Consider the following 15599-nt stretch of genomic DNA (forward strand, 5'->3'; position numbering starts at 1 on the left):
CTCGGCCCTCAGTTCGGGCTCGTGTCGACCGCGATGTTCACGTCCCTGCCCTGCGAACCGGTGACGGTGACCATCACGTACATACGTGAACTGTCTTGTTTGACAGCGGTACAGCGAACCGAGGCACCGACCGCAGAGCTCAAACGATCGGGGCAATCGGCAGATTGCAAGTCGGCGTACGCGGACATGACGGCCCGCTCCACACTGCTGCGATTGACGAACGCCGCCGGCGAGTCGTCCGCGAACCGGTTGAGGACGATGGCGACGATGCCCGCGGCCGCAGCGACGATCGTCAGTACGCCGACGATGATTCGCCACGGATGCCGTCGCCACCGCCGAAGTAACGGGGTCGACGTTGCGGCCGCGCCGTGCGGACCGTCGGTGTGCGGTGCCGGAGCAACCCCCTCGGGGCCAAGGTATTTCGCGGGCGGCGAGGGCGTCGTCCGGTGATCCGGTTGCCGAATCAACGCGTCGACCTCGATACTCGCTCCGCCTTCCGGCACCGTCTCGCCCGTCCGGGAAGGCTGCTCCGCCGCAGGAGCATTCGCCGGTCGCGCGAACGAGACACGCAACGTGCACGCGGCGAGCGCGGCGTCGGCGAGCGCGCTGCAACTGGGGTAGCGGTCACCGGGCTGCTTGGCCATCGCGGTCGCGATCACGGCGTCGAGTGCTGCGGGCAGTTCCGGCCACACCGCCCGCGGCGAGGGCGGCGGTTCCATCAGGTGCGCACCGATGACGGCTGCCTGATCCTTGCGCGGGTAGGGAGGTTTCGCGGTCAGCAACTGATACAGGGTGCAGCCGAGGGAGTAGATGTCGCTGCGGTGGTCGGCGGGCTGGTTGGTGAAGCGCTCGGGGGCGGCGTAGGCGAAGCTGGCGGCGATGCCGGAGAGGGTGACGGTGTCGTCGAGGGTGCGGGCGATGCCGAAATCGGTGAGGACCGCGCGTTCGCCGTGCCGCCGGTCGTGATCGATCAGCAGGTTCGCGGGTTTGACGTCGCGATGCAGAACCCCTTGGGCGTGAGCGTGATCCAGGGCGTCGGCGGCATCGGCGATCAAGCGGATCGCGCGCTGCGGATCCAGCCCCCGGGGATTCGAGGCGAGCAAACTCATCGCATCGCCTCCGGCGAGGTAGCGCATGGACAGCCACAATGCCGGGTCGCCCGGACCACTGCGGTCGTACACCGCGACGATATTGGGATGCTCCAGGCGGGCGGCAAGCCTGGCCTCTCGCTCGAAGGCGGCGCGAGCACCAGGATCGGCGGCGAACACGTCGCCGAGAACCTTCAGTGCGACAAGGCGTTCCAAGCGCGGATAGCGCGCGAGATAGACCACGCCCATCCCGCCCGCGCCCAGCCGCCGCTCTACGACGTAACCGGCGAAGTCAGTCCCCGCGCGCAGCTCCACGCCGACTCCTGAACCCGTGAATGTCAGGTGGACTGTAGAACACCCGGCGGCCCGACATGCCGGAACCGACCGAGCCACCACGCTCGGCGACGGCGATTCGAACCGTTCAGGCGACCAACGACAGCATGGCCTGCCCGGAGTACCGCTGGGGAACGGCAGTGCGCGCGAACGAGCTGAGCTGACGACGGCGCAACCCCTCGGCGACCTGCAACGTGAGCGCCCCCAGGCTGATGCCGAGCGCACCCGCGAGCGCGGCGATCATCTCGCTGGAGGGCTCCTTGCGCCCGCGTTCCACCTCGGACAGGTACTGCGGCGAAATCCCGGCCCGCCCAGCGGTTTCGGTGAGCTTTTCGCCCTGTTCGAGCCGCATCGCCCGCAATTGCTCGCCGAGCGCCTCCCGCCACAGCGGCTCGCGTTCGGTCGCACGCGGAGCGGGTCGCCGCTCACCGGGCCGGGCCGGAACCTGACGTTCCTTGGGGCGCGCCGACTCGTCGAGACCACCGGGGATAGCTGTCAAACGCGGATGCTCGGCCATAGTCCGAGCCTAAGTTCCCCACCCCGGGCCTCGCGCCCCGATCTGCTGTGGGCGAACTTCATCCCCTGGAAAAGCGCTCTGCCCGCACCGTTCAGGTGCGGGCAGAGCGTATTCGTCTTCGCGTGTCGGCTAGACGCGGCCGATGGCAGCGGCCATCACACGCACGGCCGAAACGAGTCCGTCGATCAGCTCGCCCTGACGGAAGGAGCTGGTGGCGGCGGTCGCGCCGAGCTGGCAGACGCGATCGTTGGCGCGCTCGGCAACATCGCGGCCGGAGCGGACCTCGACGGAGCTGGTGTTCGGGTCCACCGCGATGAGGACCGAACGGGCGGCCTCGGGGGTGGAGGGGAACAGCGCGTCGACACCGGCGCCGGAGTCGGCACCCAGGTCACCGATGAAGATGTTGAAGCGCACCTTGGTAGCGCGGGTGGCATCGGTGAGCGCGTTGTCCATGAGCAGCCGCTCGCGATCGGTGAACGGCACGTCGGCGAAGATGTCGCCGGCCTCGTGCACACCGGAGACACGACCGCTGACCGTGACCGCCCAGCCGTGGGGTAGGTCGGCTTCGTTCACCGCGGGCCAATTAGAACTTGCCACTTGCCCGGCCTCCGATCAGCTCCGCAGGGGCGGAATCAATAGCCGCATGGCTGCCATGCGAATCAGCAGTGTCGTGGTGACCGGATCCGGTCACCTCATCGGTCGCGCTCCACAGCACCGGAGGCTGCGTCCACTGGTCACCGAGTTCGTAGTGATCCGGTCGCTTGCCCGGCAACGGCTTGCCGAGGAACGACAATCCGGCGATCACCAGATAGATCGCGACCGGGATGCCGACGTAGATCAGCACTGTCTGGAGAATGCTCACGCGGGCAACGGTAGTCGATGCCACGGCGACTACTACGACCGGTAAGGGTTATGCGACCGTGTCGTAACAATCGCCTTTCAGACCAGCCAGGCGGTCGAGTTGGCGGGCAGCTTCCGCCCGCTGATGGGTGCGCTGGTCAGCAACACCTCCCCCGCCGGCAACAGAATCGGCGCGTCGGTGGCGTTCAACACGCACAGCAATCCGCCGTCGCGCCGGAAGGCCAGGCAGCCGGGCGGACTCCCGTACCACTCCAGCCCCAGACCGGTGAATTCCGGCCGGACGGCCCGCAATTCGATCGCCATCCGATACAGCGACAGCATCGAATCCAAGCGCTCGAGCTGAGCCTCCACGGTCAGCGCCGCCCACTCCGGCGGCATCGGCAACCACGGTGTGCCCGTGGTGAACCCGAACGGCGGCCGCTCACCCTCCCACGGCAGCGGCACCCGGCAGCCGTCCCGGCCGCGCTCGGTGTGCCCGGAGCGTTCCCAGGTCGGATCCTGCAACGCCGACTCCGGCAGGTCGTCGACGTTCGGCAACCCCAATTCGGCTCCGTTGTAGACGAATACCGCGCCCGGCAGCGCCAGCTCCAGCATGATCATGGCCCGCGCCCGCGCCTGCCCGACGGCCCCGCCGCCATAGCGGGTGACCTCGCGTTCGATGTCGTGATTGGACAGCGTCCAGGTGGGCGACGCCCCGACCCCGGCGACCGCCTGCAGCGAATTGTCGACGGCGGCCCGAATCCGGTCCGGGTGGAAGGGAGTCTGGGCCAGCCGGAAGTTGAACGCCAGGTGTAACTCGTCCGGACGGACGTACTCGCCGAATCGGATGTTGTCGTTGACCCACACCTCGCCGATCGACACCGCCTTCGGGTAGTCGTCCATGACCGTGCGGATCAGCCGGTGGATCTCGTGCACACCGGGATTGTTGAACCGCGGATCGTCGTCCTCGAGATGCAGCATCTGCGTCGGAACATGCTCCATATCGGGCAGTCCCGCAGGTTTGGCCATGCCGTGCGCGACATCGAGCCGGAAACCGTCCACGCCGCGATCCAGCCAAAACCGCAGGGTGTGCTCGAAATCGGCTGCGATCTCCGGGTTTTCCCAGTTCAGATCGGGTTGCTCGGCCGCGAAGATGTGCAGGTACCACTGCCCGGGTCTACCGTCCGGTTCTTTCACCCGGGTCCAGGCCGGACCACCGAAGATGCTCGGCCAATTGTTGGGCGGCACAGCACCGTCCGGCCCGCGCCCGTCCCGGAAGTGGTAGCGCGCCCGCTCCGGACTCCCCGGCCCCGCCGCCAGCGCGGCCCGGAACCACGGATGCTGATCGCTGGTGTGATTGGGCACCAGGTCCATGGTCACCCGCATATCGCGGTCGTGCGCCTCGGCGATGATCGCGTCCATCGCCCCGATCCCACCGAAGAGCGGGTCGATATCGCGCGGGTCCGACACGTCGTAGCCGCCGTCCGCCATGGGCGAGCGCATCACCGGGCAGATCCACAGCGCGTCCACCCCGAGCAGTTCGAGATAGCCCAGCTTCTCGCGCAATCCGCCCAGATCGCCCACCCCGTCACCGTCGGAATCGGCGAAGGAACGGGGATAGACCTGGTAGAACACGGCCGATCGCCACCACGGAACCGGCGCAGCTGCCGCTGGTTCCGCTCCGGCTGCCGCGGCTGTGTTCCCCACCGAAATGTCGCTCACAGCCGTAATGGTGCCAAAGCACAGCACCTTTCGCGGGCGCGTCGTATGGAGTTGTCCAGTTTCAGCAAATGATCAGCGCCCGAGCGTGGGCAGCCGGAAACGCTGTGGGGCGCGGGGTCTTCTACGAAATGAATTCAGTAAGGCGAGTTCATGAGCGAATTGGCAGCCATCTCGAAGTAGTTGAGCAACTGCTGCCGGTGCTCGTTGTCGAGCACCTCGGGCTCGATCTCGGCCACCGCGATGTACATGGCCCGCAGCCACGCGTCGCGCTCGATCGGGCCGACCTTGAACGGGTGGTGCCGCATCCGCAGCCGCGGATGCCCGCGCTCATCGGAGTAGGTGCGCGGGCCACCCCAGTACTGCTCCAGGAACATCCGCAACCGGCGCTCGGCCGGGCCCAGATCCGCTTCCGGATACAGCGGCCGCAGCACCTCGTCGTCGGCCACCTCGCGGTAGAAGGCCGCCACGATCCGATGGAAGGTCTTCTCGCCGCCCACGGCTTCGTAGAAGGAGGTTGCAGTCTGCTCGCCGGAAGTCACGCCCCCATTCTGCCGTGTCGGTTTCGCGGACCGCTCGGTCCAGCATCGATACGGCCACAAACCCGGCGATGACCTGGTGAAATTGCCCACATCACCACCCCGCCGAGCCCCCCTGCGCGATTGTCACGCCGTGTTCATCCGAATGTGCCCGACAATGTGTCGAAAGAGATGGCATTGTGCGCGATTCCATGGTCAACTGGGTGCTGTCTGCCGAGATACCACACAATCGGACGAATACGAAACCGGGGTATGGCCCATGAAGCAGCGGCACTCCGCCCGCGAGGCGCGGACGCATCGACAACTCCAGCCCGCCGACGTCCACAATCGTGGGTCGGGGGCTACTCCGCTGCACTTGCTGTCCGAACATTCTCATGCCGAGCATCACCCGGGCGCTCATCCCGAGCCTGCCCATCCGGGCGACCATCGCGAAAATTCGCATCATCCGCCCGCCGCAGCACCCGTTCCCGCCTGGGCGAAACGCCGTGTGCTGCTGCTGAACGCCACATACGAGCCGCTCACCGCCCTGTCCGCGCGCCGCGCCATCGTGCTGCTGATCTGCGACAAGGCCGACACGGTGCACGACAACCCGGAGGGTCCGGTCGTCCATTCCGCCGGGACCGCGGTGGCGCTGCCCTCGGTCATCCGATTACGCAACTATGTGCGCGTCCCCTACCGGGCACGGGTACCCATGACCCGGGCCGCCCTCATGCACCGCGACCGCTATCGCTGCGCCTTCTGCGGTGGCAAGGCCGAGACCATCGACCACGTGATTCCGCGCAGCCGCGGCGGCGCGCACTCGTGGGAGAACTGCGTCGCCTCGTGCGCGCCGTGCAATCACCGCAAGGCCGACAAACTCCTGAGCGAACTGGGCTGGACCCTGCATCATCCGATGGTCGCCCCGAAGGGCCCGCATTGGCGGTTGCTGTCGGCCAGTTCCGAATTGGACCCGACCTGGCTGCAATACCTGGGCGAGGGCGCGGCCTGACCGGCAGCTGATCAGCTGTATTCGCTGATCAGCATTCCCCAGGTGCCCGGCTCGAGCGCTTCGAAGACGTGCGGCATATCGCCGGGGTAGCAGATGTAGTCGCCCGGCTCGAGGTGCACGGGGGCGTCGGCGGGACCGACCCTTGCGCTGCCCACACACAGGACGACGTGCTCGACGACACCTCGGCTGTGCGGATCGGATTCGCGGGGATGACCGGGCTCGGCGGTGAGCCGGTAGATGTCGCGGCGAACCGCGGGCGGCGAGGCGGCCAGCAGGGCGATGCGATATTCGGACTGACCCGACGCCAGCGCCGGCGCCTCACCCGCGCGGATGACCTGCACCGCCGGGCTCGGCGGATCCAGCAACCGTGAAAACTGGATGTCCAGGGCGATGCAGAGCGCCCACAGGGTTTCGATGCTGGGATTGCCCGCGCCCGACTCCAGTTGCGACAGTGTGGATTTGGCGATTCCGGCGCGCTTGGCCACCTCGGTCAGCGAGAGCCCGGAGCGGGCCCGCTCCCGGCGCAGGGCGGCGGCGATGGCCTCTTGCGGGGACCCGGGCGGCTCCGGCGAAGGCACCGGTGCAATGTCTGACGGGGTCATGATGTGGTTCACAGTACCGGGATATGGGGGTGCCCCTTTGACGAACCCGGCCCCCTGTGTTCATTATAGAAAACATGCGTTCGGCATGGCGAACACTCGATCGGGGTGTGCTCACAGGTATCGCGGCGATCTGCTTGGCAGTCGCCATGATCGGCATATCCTATGGCGCTACCGCCGTGACCTCGGGATTCCCCGCCTGGTTGCCGGTGCTCATGAGCGTTGCCGTGGTGGCGGGCGGCTCGGAGTTCGTGTTCATCGGCATCCTCACCGCAGGCGGCGGCCTGGTCGCGGCCGTGCTGGCCGGACTACTGGTCAATGCCCGGCACCTGCCCTACGGGCTGTCGGTCCCCGATGTGGTCGGCACCGGCTGGCGGCGGCTGCTCGGCACCCACGTCATGAACGACGAATCCGTCGCCATGGCCCTGGCCCAGCCGGACCGGGATCGGCGACGGGCCGCCTACTGGCTCTGCGGGCTGGCGGTGCTGGCCGCCTGGCCGCTCGGCGCGGCCATCGGCGCGGTCCTCGGATCCGTGGTCCCGGACCCGAACGCGTTCGGCCTCGACGCCGTCTTCCCGGCCGTCCTGTTCTCCCTCGTCCTGCCCGCCCTGCGCGAACCCCTCACCCGCACAGCAGCTCTCGCCGGTGCCGCCATCGCCGCCGCCACCACCCCGTTCCTGGGCGCGGGCCTCCCGGTCCTGCTGGCCCTGGCAGCGATCCTGCTGGTCGCGCGGCGCGCGGGCGCCAAGGAATCGAACGCCACCAGCGACACCGCAGTCACGGAATCCGGCGGGCATGACGGCGATGGCACCGAGACCGCCGCCGTGACAGCGGGATCCGTCTGATGCGGGGCGATCCCGGCCGCTCGGACGCGCGAGGGGTGCGCCGATGACCAAGGCATTGCTGATGGGTGCCATGGCCCTGGCCGTGGGCACCTTCCTGTTCCGATTCGCGGGTCCGCTGCTGCGCAGCCGGGTGAAGATCTCGCCGCGCACCATCAGGCTGCTGGAGATCGCGTCGGTGGTGCTGCTGACGGCGCTCGCGGTCACCACGCTGATGCCCGCGGGCGGAAGCCAATTCGGCTGGGCATTGCCCGTGGGCGTGCTCGTCGCGGCCGGGCTCGCCTGGAAGCGTGCACCGCTGCTGGTGGTGATCCTGTCCGCGGCCGTGGTGACGGCCGGGCTGCGGATGCTCGGCGTGCACTGACGGCCGCTCAGCGCGCACCGACCACTCGGCATGCGTCGGCAGCCGTACGGGCCGAGACGAATTCGCTAGCCGCGCAGCAGATCCGCGAGCTTGGACCAGGCATCCTCGGCGACCTCGGGCCGGTACCAGTCGCGGCCCGGGAACAGGAAGCCGTGCGGGGCCTCGTCGTAGACGACGATCTCGTGCTGGATGTTGTTGGCGCTCAGGGCCGTTTCGAGCTCGTCGCGGGCCTCGGCATCGATCAGCGGATCCTCGCCACCGAAGAACAGCACGATCCGGCCGGTGATGCCGGGGCTGGACTCGATCGTCGGTTCCGGCGTGGACAGCGGAATGTCGGTATTGGTCAGCCAGCCCGGATAGAACGAGGCGGTGGCGGCCAGTGGCAACTGGGTCGCGGCGTAGTAGGCCACGTGGCCGCCCGCGCTGAAACCGACCATGTTCAGCGAATCCGTTCCGCGACGGCGCAGTTCGTCGAGGCAGGCGGCGACATCGTCGACGACGCCGGGACGGCTGAGGGTGCGCAGTAGTTCCAGGCCGCGATCGCGGTCCACGTGCAACTCCAGCTCCGCGCGCGGGGCGGCACGATGGAACAGATCCGGCATGATGGCCACGGTTCCCAGCGCAGCCAGCCGGTCGGCGGCCGCCCGGGCCGTGGCGTGCAGTCCGTAGATCTCGTGTCCGACAACGACTCCGGGGTAATTCCCGGGCGCGGCCGGGCGGGCGACATAAGCACTCATTACGGAATCGCCGACCTTCAGGTCGACCCACTCGGTCACGATCGCGACATCGGTCATGCCGCCAAGGTAGATCAACGGCCCCCGGTTCGGCACTCCGTGAGCGCCCGGTTCAACACCCCGTGGCGGGTCCGAAGGCCGGAGCCAGCAGCGCGATAGCCAGTGCTACACCCGCGAGCATGCTTCTCAAGATCATCATGGCGATCAACCTCCCGATGGTTGCGTTCGTCCCGCATCGAACGTAACCCGACCCGAAATCCCTGACGAGCCAGGAGATCCGGTGCCCCACGCATTGGGGGCGAGCTCAGTGGGCGAGCAGCGGCAGCGCCGGGCCGCGGCGGCGGGCGACCGAGCCGTAGCGGGCGTCCAGGCGCAGCCAGGTGCGGGCCGCGCGGACCCGCACGATCTCGTCGGCCGCGATGCGCCGGGAGTCGGTCTTCTCGCCACCGTGTGGAATGAAATCCATGGCGGCGAGCGCGAACACCACCCGCATCGGCACCTCGACCTGCTCGCCGGCGCCGGAAACGGTCAGCACCGGCTGATCCAGCAGCGCGGCGGGCGGACCGTGCCGACTGCCGTGCTCCTGCGCCAATTCGGCTCCGCGCTCGGCCAATTCGACGAGCATGCGGGCGGGCACGTCGTCGATGTGGACGAACCCGGCCTCCGGGGGCAGGGCGGCACGCCAGGCCGAGTCCATGGCGTAGCCGAGGCCGAAGGCGCGTGCGGCATCCGGGCCGTGCAGGCCGGCGAGGATCGCGTCCGCGCCGACCGTCACGTCGTCGATGCCGAGTTCGGCCACCACCGTGCGCACCGCCAGCGCCTCGAATCCGGTACCGGCCCAGGCGGAGACGTAGCGGTCCCCGCGACGGCGCAGCCGGATGACGGCCGCCGGGTCGAGGCGCACCGCGTGCGATATGAAGGTGGCCAGGTTCTCTCGTTCCGCGGGGTCCGGAACGGACAGGGTCAGTTGTCCCGACACAGTCGATCTCTGGTCAGTCGTTCAGCCACAGCGCCAGATAGTCGCGTTCCTCGGTGGAGAGACGGCGTAGGCGTTGGGTGTCGATATCGAAGGCGGCCAACTGGGTGGAGGCGACCACCGCGGGCGGCGAATCCGGGGCGGCACCGGCGGCACGCACCTCGTAGCCGACGGTGAAGTCCACCGCGCGCAGCCGATCGATCCACATGGACACGTCCAGGGGCGTGTCCTCGTGCCGCAACTGCCCCTTGTACTGCACCCGCAGATCGGCCAGCACGCACCCGGTCCGCAGCTTGACCGTCGGTCGCTCATCGCCGAACAGCCACGGAATGCGAGCCTCCTCCAGCAGCGTCACCATGCGGGCATGGTTGATGTGCTGAAAGGCGTCCATATCCGACCAGCGCACCTCGACCTTGGTGTGGAAACGCCTGGGCTCGGCCGAGGCCGGGGTCTCCCCCGGCATGGGCTGGGCCGTCTTCGCATGGCCGTTCAGTGAACCGACACTCGTCAACGCGGTACCTCCGATTGCGCACCCACCCCGCTCACCATGCTGCGCACCTGCCGCGCCGCAACCGACAGCGTGGCCAGGTCGTGGGTTCCGGACTCGAACAGTTCCGAGAGGGCACTGCGTGCGCGACCCAGACGGGACTGGTTTTTCGACTCCCAGTATGCAATTTTCTCTTCGGCCGTCTCCTCCGGGTCACCCGCGGAGAGCACATCGAGGGTCAGCGAGCGCAGCGAACCGTACATATCGTCGCGCAGCGCGAGCCGGGCCAGCGCGTGCCAGCGGTCACCCCGTTCCAGGTGGCTGACCGCCTGCAACAGCCAATCGATCTTGAGGTGATCGTTGAGCGCGTAGTACAGCGCGCCCACCTCCTCACCGCTGCGATCGGTGATGTCCGCGATATCCAACACATCCAGCAGCGGGAACTGATTGAGCAGCCCGAAGACCTCGGTCGCCAGCGCCGAGGGCGCACCCTGATCGACGATGGCCTGGCACTGATCGTTGAGGGTGTCGATGTGGTGGCCGCGCAGCCAGCCCGGCACCTTGGGCGAGAGCTGGCGCACGCCTTGGGCGTAACGATGGATCTCCGCGCCCACCGCGACCGGCTGCGGACGGTTGTTGAGCAGCCAGCGCGAGGCGCGATCCAGCGTGCGCTTGGTCTCCAGCTCCAGCGCGTCCTTCATGCTCGTGGAGACATTCGCGGCGCGAATGCGGTTCCACACCTGATGCAGATCGAAGATCTGGGTGGCGGCGGTGAACGCGCGCACCGAATCCGAGGCCGAGGCCCCGATCTCCTCGCCGAGCCGGAAGGCGTAGGTGATGCCGCCCAGATCCACCACCTCGTTCACGAGCATGGTGGAGGTGATCTCGCGGCGCAGGCGATGCCGCTTGATGGCCGTGGCGAAACGGGTACGCAGCGGTGTCGGGAAGTACTGCGGCAGGCGGGCCGAGAAGTACACGCTGTCGGGCAGATCGCTGGTCAGCAGGTCGGCCTTGAGCGAAAGCTTCACGTGCGCCATGAGATTCGACAGTTCGGGCGAGGTGAGGCCGGTGCCCTGCTCGCGGCGCAGCTTCATCTCCGCGTCGCTGGGCAGCGCCTCGAGCTCACGGTCGAGGCCACGGCTGTCCTCGAGATCCTCGATGACGCGCTGGTGCACATTGAGCATGTTCGGGGCCTCGGCCCGGGACATGCCCATGAGGATGTTCTGGGAGACGTTGTCCTGCAACACGAGCGCGGAGACCTCGTCGGTCATCGAGGCCAACAGCGAATTGCGGTCGGACTCGGGCAGTTCGCCGCTGGAGACCACGCCGTCGAGCAGGACCTTGATATTGACCTCATGGTCGGAGCAGTCCACGCCCGCCGAGTTGTCCAGCGCGTCGGTGTTCATCTTGCCGCCGTGGCGGCAGAACTCGATGCGACCCAGGGCGGTGACACCCAGGTTGCCGCCCTCACCGATCACCTGCAGACGCAGTTCGTTCGCGTTCACCCGGACCGCGTCGTTGGACTTGTCGCCCACATCGGCATTGGTCTCGGAGCCGGCCTTGATATAGGTGCCGATGCCGCCGTTCCACAGCAACTGCACCGGGGACTTCAGGATCGCCTTGATCATCTCCGGCGGCGACAGCACGGTGACTTCGGGGGCCAGACCCAGTGCCTCGCGGACCTGGTCGCTGACCGGGACGGCCTTGACCGTGCGGTCGTAGACGCCGCCGCCCTCGCTGATCAGGTCACGGTTGTAGTCGGCCCAGGACGAGCGGGGCAGCGCGAACATGCGCTCGCGTTCCGAGAACGACGCTGCCGCATCGGGATCCGGGTCCAGGAAGATGTGGCGGTGGTCGAACGCCGCGACCAGCCGGATATGCCGCGAGAGCAGCATGCCGTTGCCGAACACGTCACCGGACATGTCACCGACGCCGACCACCGTGAAGTCCTGCGACTGGGTGTCGATGTCCATTTCGGCGAAGTGCCGCTTCACGCTCTCCCACGCGCCCTTGGCGGTGATGCCCATGGCCTTGTGGTCGTAGCCCACCGAACCGCCCGAGGCGAACGCGTCGCCCAGCCAGAAGCCGTAGGACGCGGCCACGTCATTCGCGATATCGGAGAAGGTGGCGGTGCCCTTGTCGGCGGCGACCACCAGGTAGGTGTCGTCGCCGTCGCGGCGCAGCACCCGGGCGGGCGGCAGCACCGCGCCGGTCGCGCGGTCCACATTGTCGGTGATGTCGAGCAGGCCCGAGATGAAGGTGCGGTAGCAGGCGATGCCCTCACCCTGCAGGGCTTGGCGATCGGCGACCGGGTCGGCGGTGGCGGCGGGCGGATTCTTGACCACGAAACCGCCCTTCGCGCCGACCGGCACGATCACGGCGTTCTTCACCGCCTGCGCCTTGACCAGGCCCAGGATCTCGGTGCGGAAGTCCTCCAGACGATCCGACCAGCGCAACCCGCCACGCGCCACCGGGCCGAACCGCAGGTGCACACCCTCCACCCGCGGCGAGTAGACCCAGATCTCGAATTGCGGCCTGGGCTTGGGCAATTCGGCGATCTCGCGCGGTTCCACCTTGAACGACAGGTAATCCCGCGGCCGACCCTCATCGTCGGTGATGTAGTAGTTGGTGCGCAGCGTGGCCTTGATCAGCCCGAGGATGGCGCGCAGGATGCGGTCGGCATCCAGGCTCACCACCTCGTCGATGCGGTGGCGGACCGCGGCCTCCAGCTCGGTGGCGTGGTCCGGGTTGGCCGAATCCGGGTCGAAGAGCGCGCCGAACAGGTCGACGAACATGCTCGCCGCTTCCGGGTACGCCAGCAGCACGCGGGTGATGGCGGCCTGGCTGTACGGGAATCCGGCCTGCTGCAGGTACTTCGAGTAGGCGCGCAGGATGGCGACGGTGCGCCAGTCCATCTCGGCGCGCAGCACCAGTTCATTGAGGCCGTCGGCCTCGGCGCGGCCGTACCAGAGCGCCTCGAAGGCGGCCGTGAAGCGTTCCCGCAGCCCGCGCACATGGGCGTCGAGGGCATCGAGGCGGCTGACCGACTCGGCGAGTTCGGCGTCCATATTGCGGTCCATGGCACTGCGCAGCAGTTCCGGGCGGGCCAGCAGGCCGAAGTCGTAGACCCACTGGTCGGGACCGTGATCAAGTTCGACCTGATGGGGCCGCTCGTCGATCACTTCGACGCCGAGGCTCTGCAGCAGGGGCAGCACCTGGCTCAGCGAGATGCCGCTGCCGTCGATGTAGAGGGTGAAACGCCATGAGCCCGGGGCGGAATCGGGCCAGCGGTAGAGGTGCTGATCGATGCGGCCCTCGGCGAGGCCCTGCAAGCGCAGGATGTCGGCCACGGCGCGGGCGGCATCGAAGTCTTCCTTGTAACTCTCCGGGAGGGCCTCGGAGTAGCGCTGGGCCACGGCCGGGTCCAGCGCGGCGGAGTCGGAGACCTCGTCGCGCAGGTGGTCATCCCAGGTGCGGCTGGCCTCGGCGAGCAGGTGTTGCAGGCGCAGCCGGTTGCTTTCCGAGGTGTCGGCCACCGAGCCCTGATCGGGCAGGCGGACGGTGAAATAGACACTGGCGAGGTCGCTTTCGGACACCCGCGCCGAGTAGTCGATGGAGACGCCGCCCAGTTCGCGCGTCAGGATGTCCTGGATCTCCAGGCGCACCCGGGTGGTGTAGCGGTCCCGGGGCAGATACACCATGCAGGCCACGAACCGGCCGTAGCCGTCCATGCGCATGAACAGCCGAACCTGGCGGCGCATACCGACATTCAGGACGGCGCTGGCGGTGCGGCGCAGGGCGTCGCCGTCGGAGGAGAACAGCTCGGTGCGCGGGAAGGACTGGATGACCTCCAGCATCTCCTGACCGGAGAAGGACTCCAGATCGAAGCCGCTGGCCTCGATGAGCGTGCGCACCCGGCGGTCGATGACCGGGATGTCGAGGACGTTCTCGTGCAGGGCGGTGACGGTGAAGACACCGATGAACAGGTGCTCGCCCGTGACAGTGCCGGATTCGTCCATTTCGGCGACGCCGACGAAGTAGGGGTAGACCGCGCGGTGCACGGTGGCCGGGACCAGGCCCTGGGTGAGCATGAGCAGTGGCTGGTCGCCGCTGTTGTCCGGGACGCGGAAGTCGGTGCCGACATTGGGGCGCAGCACGCCCAGGCTGGTCTCGGGCACGATGATCGACTTGGCCTGACCGTCCACCGTGCTGCGCTCGTAGCGGGCATAGCCGAGCACGGTGAAGTGACCGTCGGCCAGCCAGCGCAGCAGGTTGGCGCAGTCGGTGAGATCCATTGCGGGAAAGTCGGATCTGCCCTGGGCGGCGGCGGTGTCGAGTTCGTCGGCGACCCGCTCCTGGGCCTCGCGCATGGCCTCGGTGTCCTCGATGACGCGACGCACGTCGGTGAGGACGTCGGGCAGCGCGTTCTCGATCTTGGCGAGCTGGGCGCGGCTGGTGGAGGGATGCAGCTGGACGTGCATCCAGGACTCGCGCAGCCCGGTGGAACCGTTGCCGTCGACCTCGTGGGGCACCGCGGTTTCCAGGTGACCCGCGGCGTCACGGGTCACCTCGAAGATGGGGTGCACGACCTCGCTGACGCTGACACCGGTGCGGCTCAGGAACGAGGTGACCGACTCGACCAGCAGGGGCATGTCATCGGTGACCATCTGCACGGCGACGCCGAGAGCGGCCTCGTCATCCGCCTGGTACACACGGACATTCGCGGTGCCGGGCGTGCGCTCGATGGCCAGATCGACATGGCAGCGGAAGATATGGGTGGAGGTCGTCGGGATGGCGCAGTCCGCGTCCCCGGCGTCCACGTGTCGGAAATACGCCTCCTCCAGGGACACCAGGTTGCCACGCAGCGACGCGGGCAAACTCGCAGCCCAGGCTGCGCTGGACAAATCGGACGAGACCGTCATTTCGCCAACTCCTCGGATTCGGTTCCGTAACAAAGTGACGCCGATGCGAGAGTAGCTGGACGCAAGATGTGCCGGGCTGAATTCCTCTCAATGCCGCGCCGCGTCTCACAATACGGACGAACCAGACGGTTCGGGGCCGCAAACCCCCGCTCGAAACCTCCAGGTCGTCCCCGACAAACCTTGCACCCAAGCACAATTCACGCAAACGTGCGAATGCGAAACCACCTAGTTCGCTGTCGAATAGCCGTTCACCAGCAGGGCAATCACCCGCCACCCGGCGAACCCACAACCCTCCAGCAAACAACCGCTAGACCAACAAGCAGGTGACAAACGCATCACTCACACACCCACCGTGATGAACGGATCTCACCCGGCGCCATCGGCCAAGCTACTCCCCCTGCCCCACACCGTCTTTCGTACGCCGTCAGCTCACCCCCAACGGCCACTCAAGTGTGAGGTCGATGCCGATATCACTGACCGATACGGACAGGCCAGAAGGGGAAACGGGTGGCCATGCGCTCCACGCGGTTGCCGCGCACGGTCTTTCACGACCTTGAACGGACGGGAATCATCCCGGACTGCGGTCGTCGACCGCCGATGTGTCGTACGGTGCCCGCCGCGTGGCGTGCGCGGCGGGCGTCCGCAGGATGG

Annotated in this window: 14 protein-coding genes; 3 read left to right on the forward strand and 11 right to left on the reverse strand. The window is 67.8% G+C overall.

Features of this window, described 5'->3' with window-relative positions:
- Positions 1 to 8: 8 nt before the first annotated feature.
- The 6 genes from ACFXHA_RS16260 to ACFXHA_RS16285 all read right to left on the reverse strand — a co-directional run bounded on the left by ACFXHA_RS16260 (position 9) and on the right by ACFXHA_RS16285 (position 5039).
- Positions 9 to 1403, reverse strand: a complete 1395-nt coding sequence (locus tag ACFXHA_RS16260) for a protein kinase (protein ID WP_379357335.1) — start codon at positions 1401 to 1403, stop codon at positions 9 to 11.
- Between the two features lie 106 nt (positions 1404 to 1509).
- Positions 1510 to 1938 (reverse strand): helix-turn-helix domain-containing protein, encoded by a 429-nt coding sequence (locus tag ACFXHA_RS16265; protein WP_379357337.1) that lies wholly within the window; start codon positions 1936 to 1938, stop codon positions 1510 to 1512.
- A gap of 129 nt (positions 1939 to 2067) precedes the next feature.
- The gene (locus tag ACFXHA_RS16270; RefSeq protein WP_379357339.1) at positions 2068 to 2511 is read right to left on the reverse strand and encodes a DUF5130 domain-containing protein; all 444 of its coding nucleotides are present in this window, start codon (positions 2509 to 2511) and stop codon (positions 2068 to 2070) included.
- Positions 2512 to 2521: 10 nt separating this feature from the next.
- A complete protein-coding gene (locus ACFXHA_RS16275) occupies positions 2522 to 2800 on the reverse strand; it encodes a hypothetical protein (protein ID WP_379357341.1) in 279 nt (92 codons plus the stop codon).
- Between the two features lie 77 nt (positions 2801 to 2877).
- Positions 2878 to 4485, reverse strand: coding sequence for a glycoside hydrolase family 13 protein (locus tag ACFXHA_RS16280; RefSeq protein WP_379358294.1), 1608 nt, complete (start codon positions 4483 to 4485; stop codon positions 2878 to 2880).
- Between the two features lie 149 nt (positions 4486 to 4634).
- Entirely contained in the window at positions 4635 to 5039 is a 405-nt protein-coding gene (locus ACFXHA_RS16285) for a globin (protein ID WP_379357343.1), read from the reverse strand.
- Positions 5040 to 5295: 256 nt separating this feature from the next.
- Here ACFXHA_RS16285 and ACFXHA_RS16290 point away from each other — a divergent pair, with 256 nt between their 5' ends.
- The gene (locus tag ACFXHA_RS16290; protein WP_379357345.1) at positions 5296 to 6024 is read left to right on the forward strand and encodes an HNH endonuclease; all 729 of its coding nucleotides are present in this window, start codon (positions 5296 to 5298) and stop codon (positions 6022 to 6024) included.
- A gap of 11 nt (positions 6025 to 6035) precedes the next feature.
- On the opposite strand, the gene ACFXHA_RS16295 is transcribed toward ACFXHA_RS16290, so the two are convergent.
- Complete coding sequence (locus ACFXHA_RS16295) at positions 6036 to 6602, reverse strand: helix-turn-helix domain-containing protein (RefSeq protein ID WP_379357347.1); 567 nt, start codon at positions 6600 to 6602, stop codon at positions 6036 to 6038.
- 98 nt (positions 6603 to 6700) lie between these two features.
- On the opposite strand from ACFXHA_RS16295, the gene ACFXHA_RS16300 reads away from it, so the two are divergent.
- A complete protein-coding gene (locus ACFXHA_RS16300) occupies positions 6701 to 7468 on the forward strand; it encodes an AzlC family ABC transporter permease (protein ID WP_379357349.1) in 768 nt (255 codons plus the stop codon).
- 43 nt (positions 7469 to 7511) lie between these two features.
- Entirely contained in the window at positions 7512 to 7829 is a 318-nt protein-coding gene (locus tag ACFXHA_RS16305) for an AzlD domain-containing protein (protein WP_379357351.1), read from the forward strand.
- A 65-nt stretch (positions 7830 to 7894) separates the two neighbouring features.
- Here ACFXHA_RS16305 and ACFXHA_RS16310 read toward each other — a convergent pair whose 3' ends face one another.
- The 4 genes from ACFXHA_RS16310 to ACFXHA_RS16325 form a co-directional block, all read right to left on the reverse strand.
- Positions 7895 to 8623: a dienelactone hydrolase family protein gene (locus ACFXHA_RS16310; RefSeq protein WP_379357353.1), complete on the reverse strand. Its 729-nt coding sequence runs from the start codon at positions 8621 to 8623 to the stop codon at positions 7895 to 7897.
- Positions 8624 to 8867: 244 nt separating this feature from the next.
- A complete protein-coding gene (locus ACFXHA_RS16315; RefSeq protein ID WP_379357355.1) occupies positions 8868 to 9542 on the reverse strand; it encodes a hypothetical protein in 675 nt (224 codons plus the stop codon).
- 13 nt (positions 9543 to 9555) lie between these two features.
- Positions 9556 to 10002, reverse strand: coding sequence for an acyl-CoA thioesterase (locus ACFXHA_RS16320; protein ID WP_379358296.1), 447 nt, complete (start codon positions 10000 to 10002; stop codon positions 9556 to 9558).
- A 44-nt stretch (positions 10003 to 10046) separates the two neighbouring features.
- Positions 10047 to 14948: an NAD-glutamate dehydrogenase gene (locus ACFXHA_RS16325; protein WP_379357357.1), complete on the reverse strand. Its 4902-nt coding sequence runs from the start codon at positions 14946 to 14948 to the stop codon at positions 10047 to 10049.
- Positions 14949 to 15599 lie beyond the last annotated feature (651 nt).

The organism is Nocardia sp. NPDC059240 (assembly GCF_042753865.1).
GTDB lineage: Bacteria > Actinomycetota > Actinomycetes > Mycobacteriales > Mycobacteriaceae > Nocardia.

What these genes read in the sequence shown, in the direction of transcription:
- ACFXHA_RS16265 (WP_379357337.1), bottom strand. Translation starts at nt 1,938, where the DNA reads ATGGCCGAGCATCCGCGTTTGACAGCTATCCCCGGTGGTCTCGACGAG.
- ACFXHA_RS16290 (WP_379357345.1), top strand. Translation starts at nt 5,296, where the DNA reads ATGAAGCAGCGGCACTCCGCCCGCGAGGCGCGGACGCATCGACAACTC.
- ACFXHA_RS16300 (WP_379357349.1), top strand. Translation starts at nt 6,701, where the DNA reads ATGCGTTCGGCATGGCGAACACTCGATCGGGGTGTGCTCACAGGTATC.
- ACFXHA_RS16305 (WP_379357351.1), top strand. Translation starts at nt 7,512, where the DNA reads ATGACCAAGGCATTGCTGATGGGTGCCATGGCCCTGGCCGTGGGCACC.
- ACFXHA_RS16310 (WP_379357353.1), bottom strand. Translation starts at nt 8,623, where the DNA reads ATGACCGATGTCGCGATCGTGACCGAGTGGGTCGACCTGAAGGTCGGC.
- ACFXHA_RS16320 (WP_379358296.1), bottom strand. Translation starts at nt 10,002, where the DNA reads ATGCCGGGGGAGACCCCGGCCTCGGCCGAGCCCAGGCGTTTCCACACC.
- ACFXHA_RS16325 (WP_379357357.1), bottom strand. Translation starts at nt 14,948, where the DNA reads ATGACGGTCTCGTCCGATTTGTCCAGCGCAGCCTGGGCTGCGAGTTTG.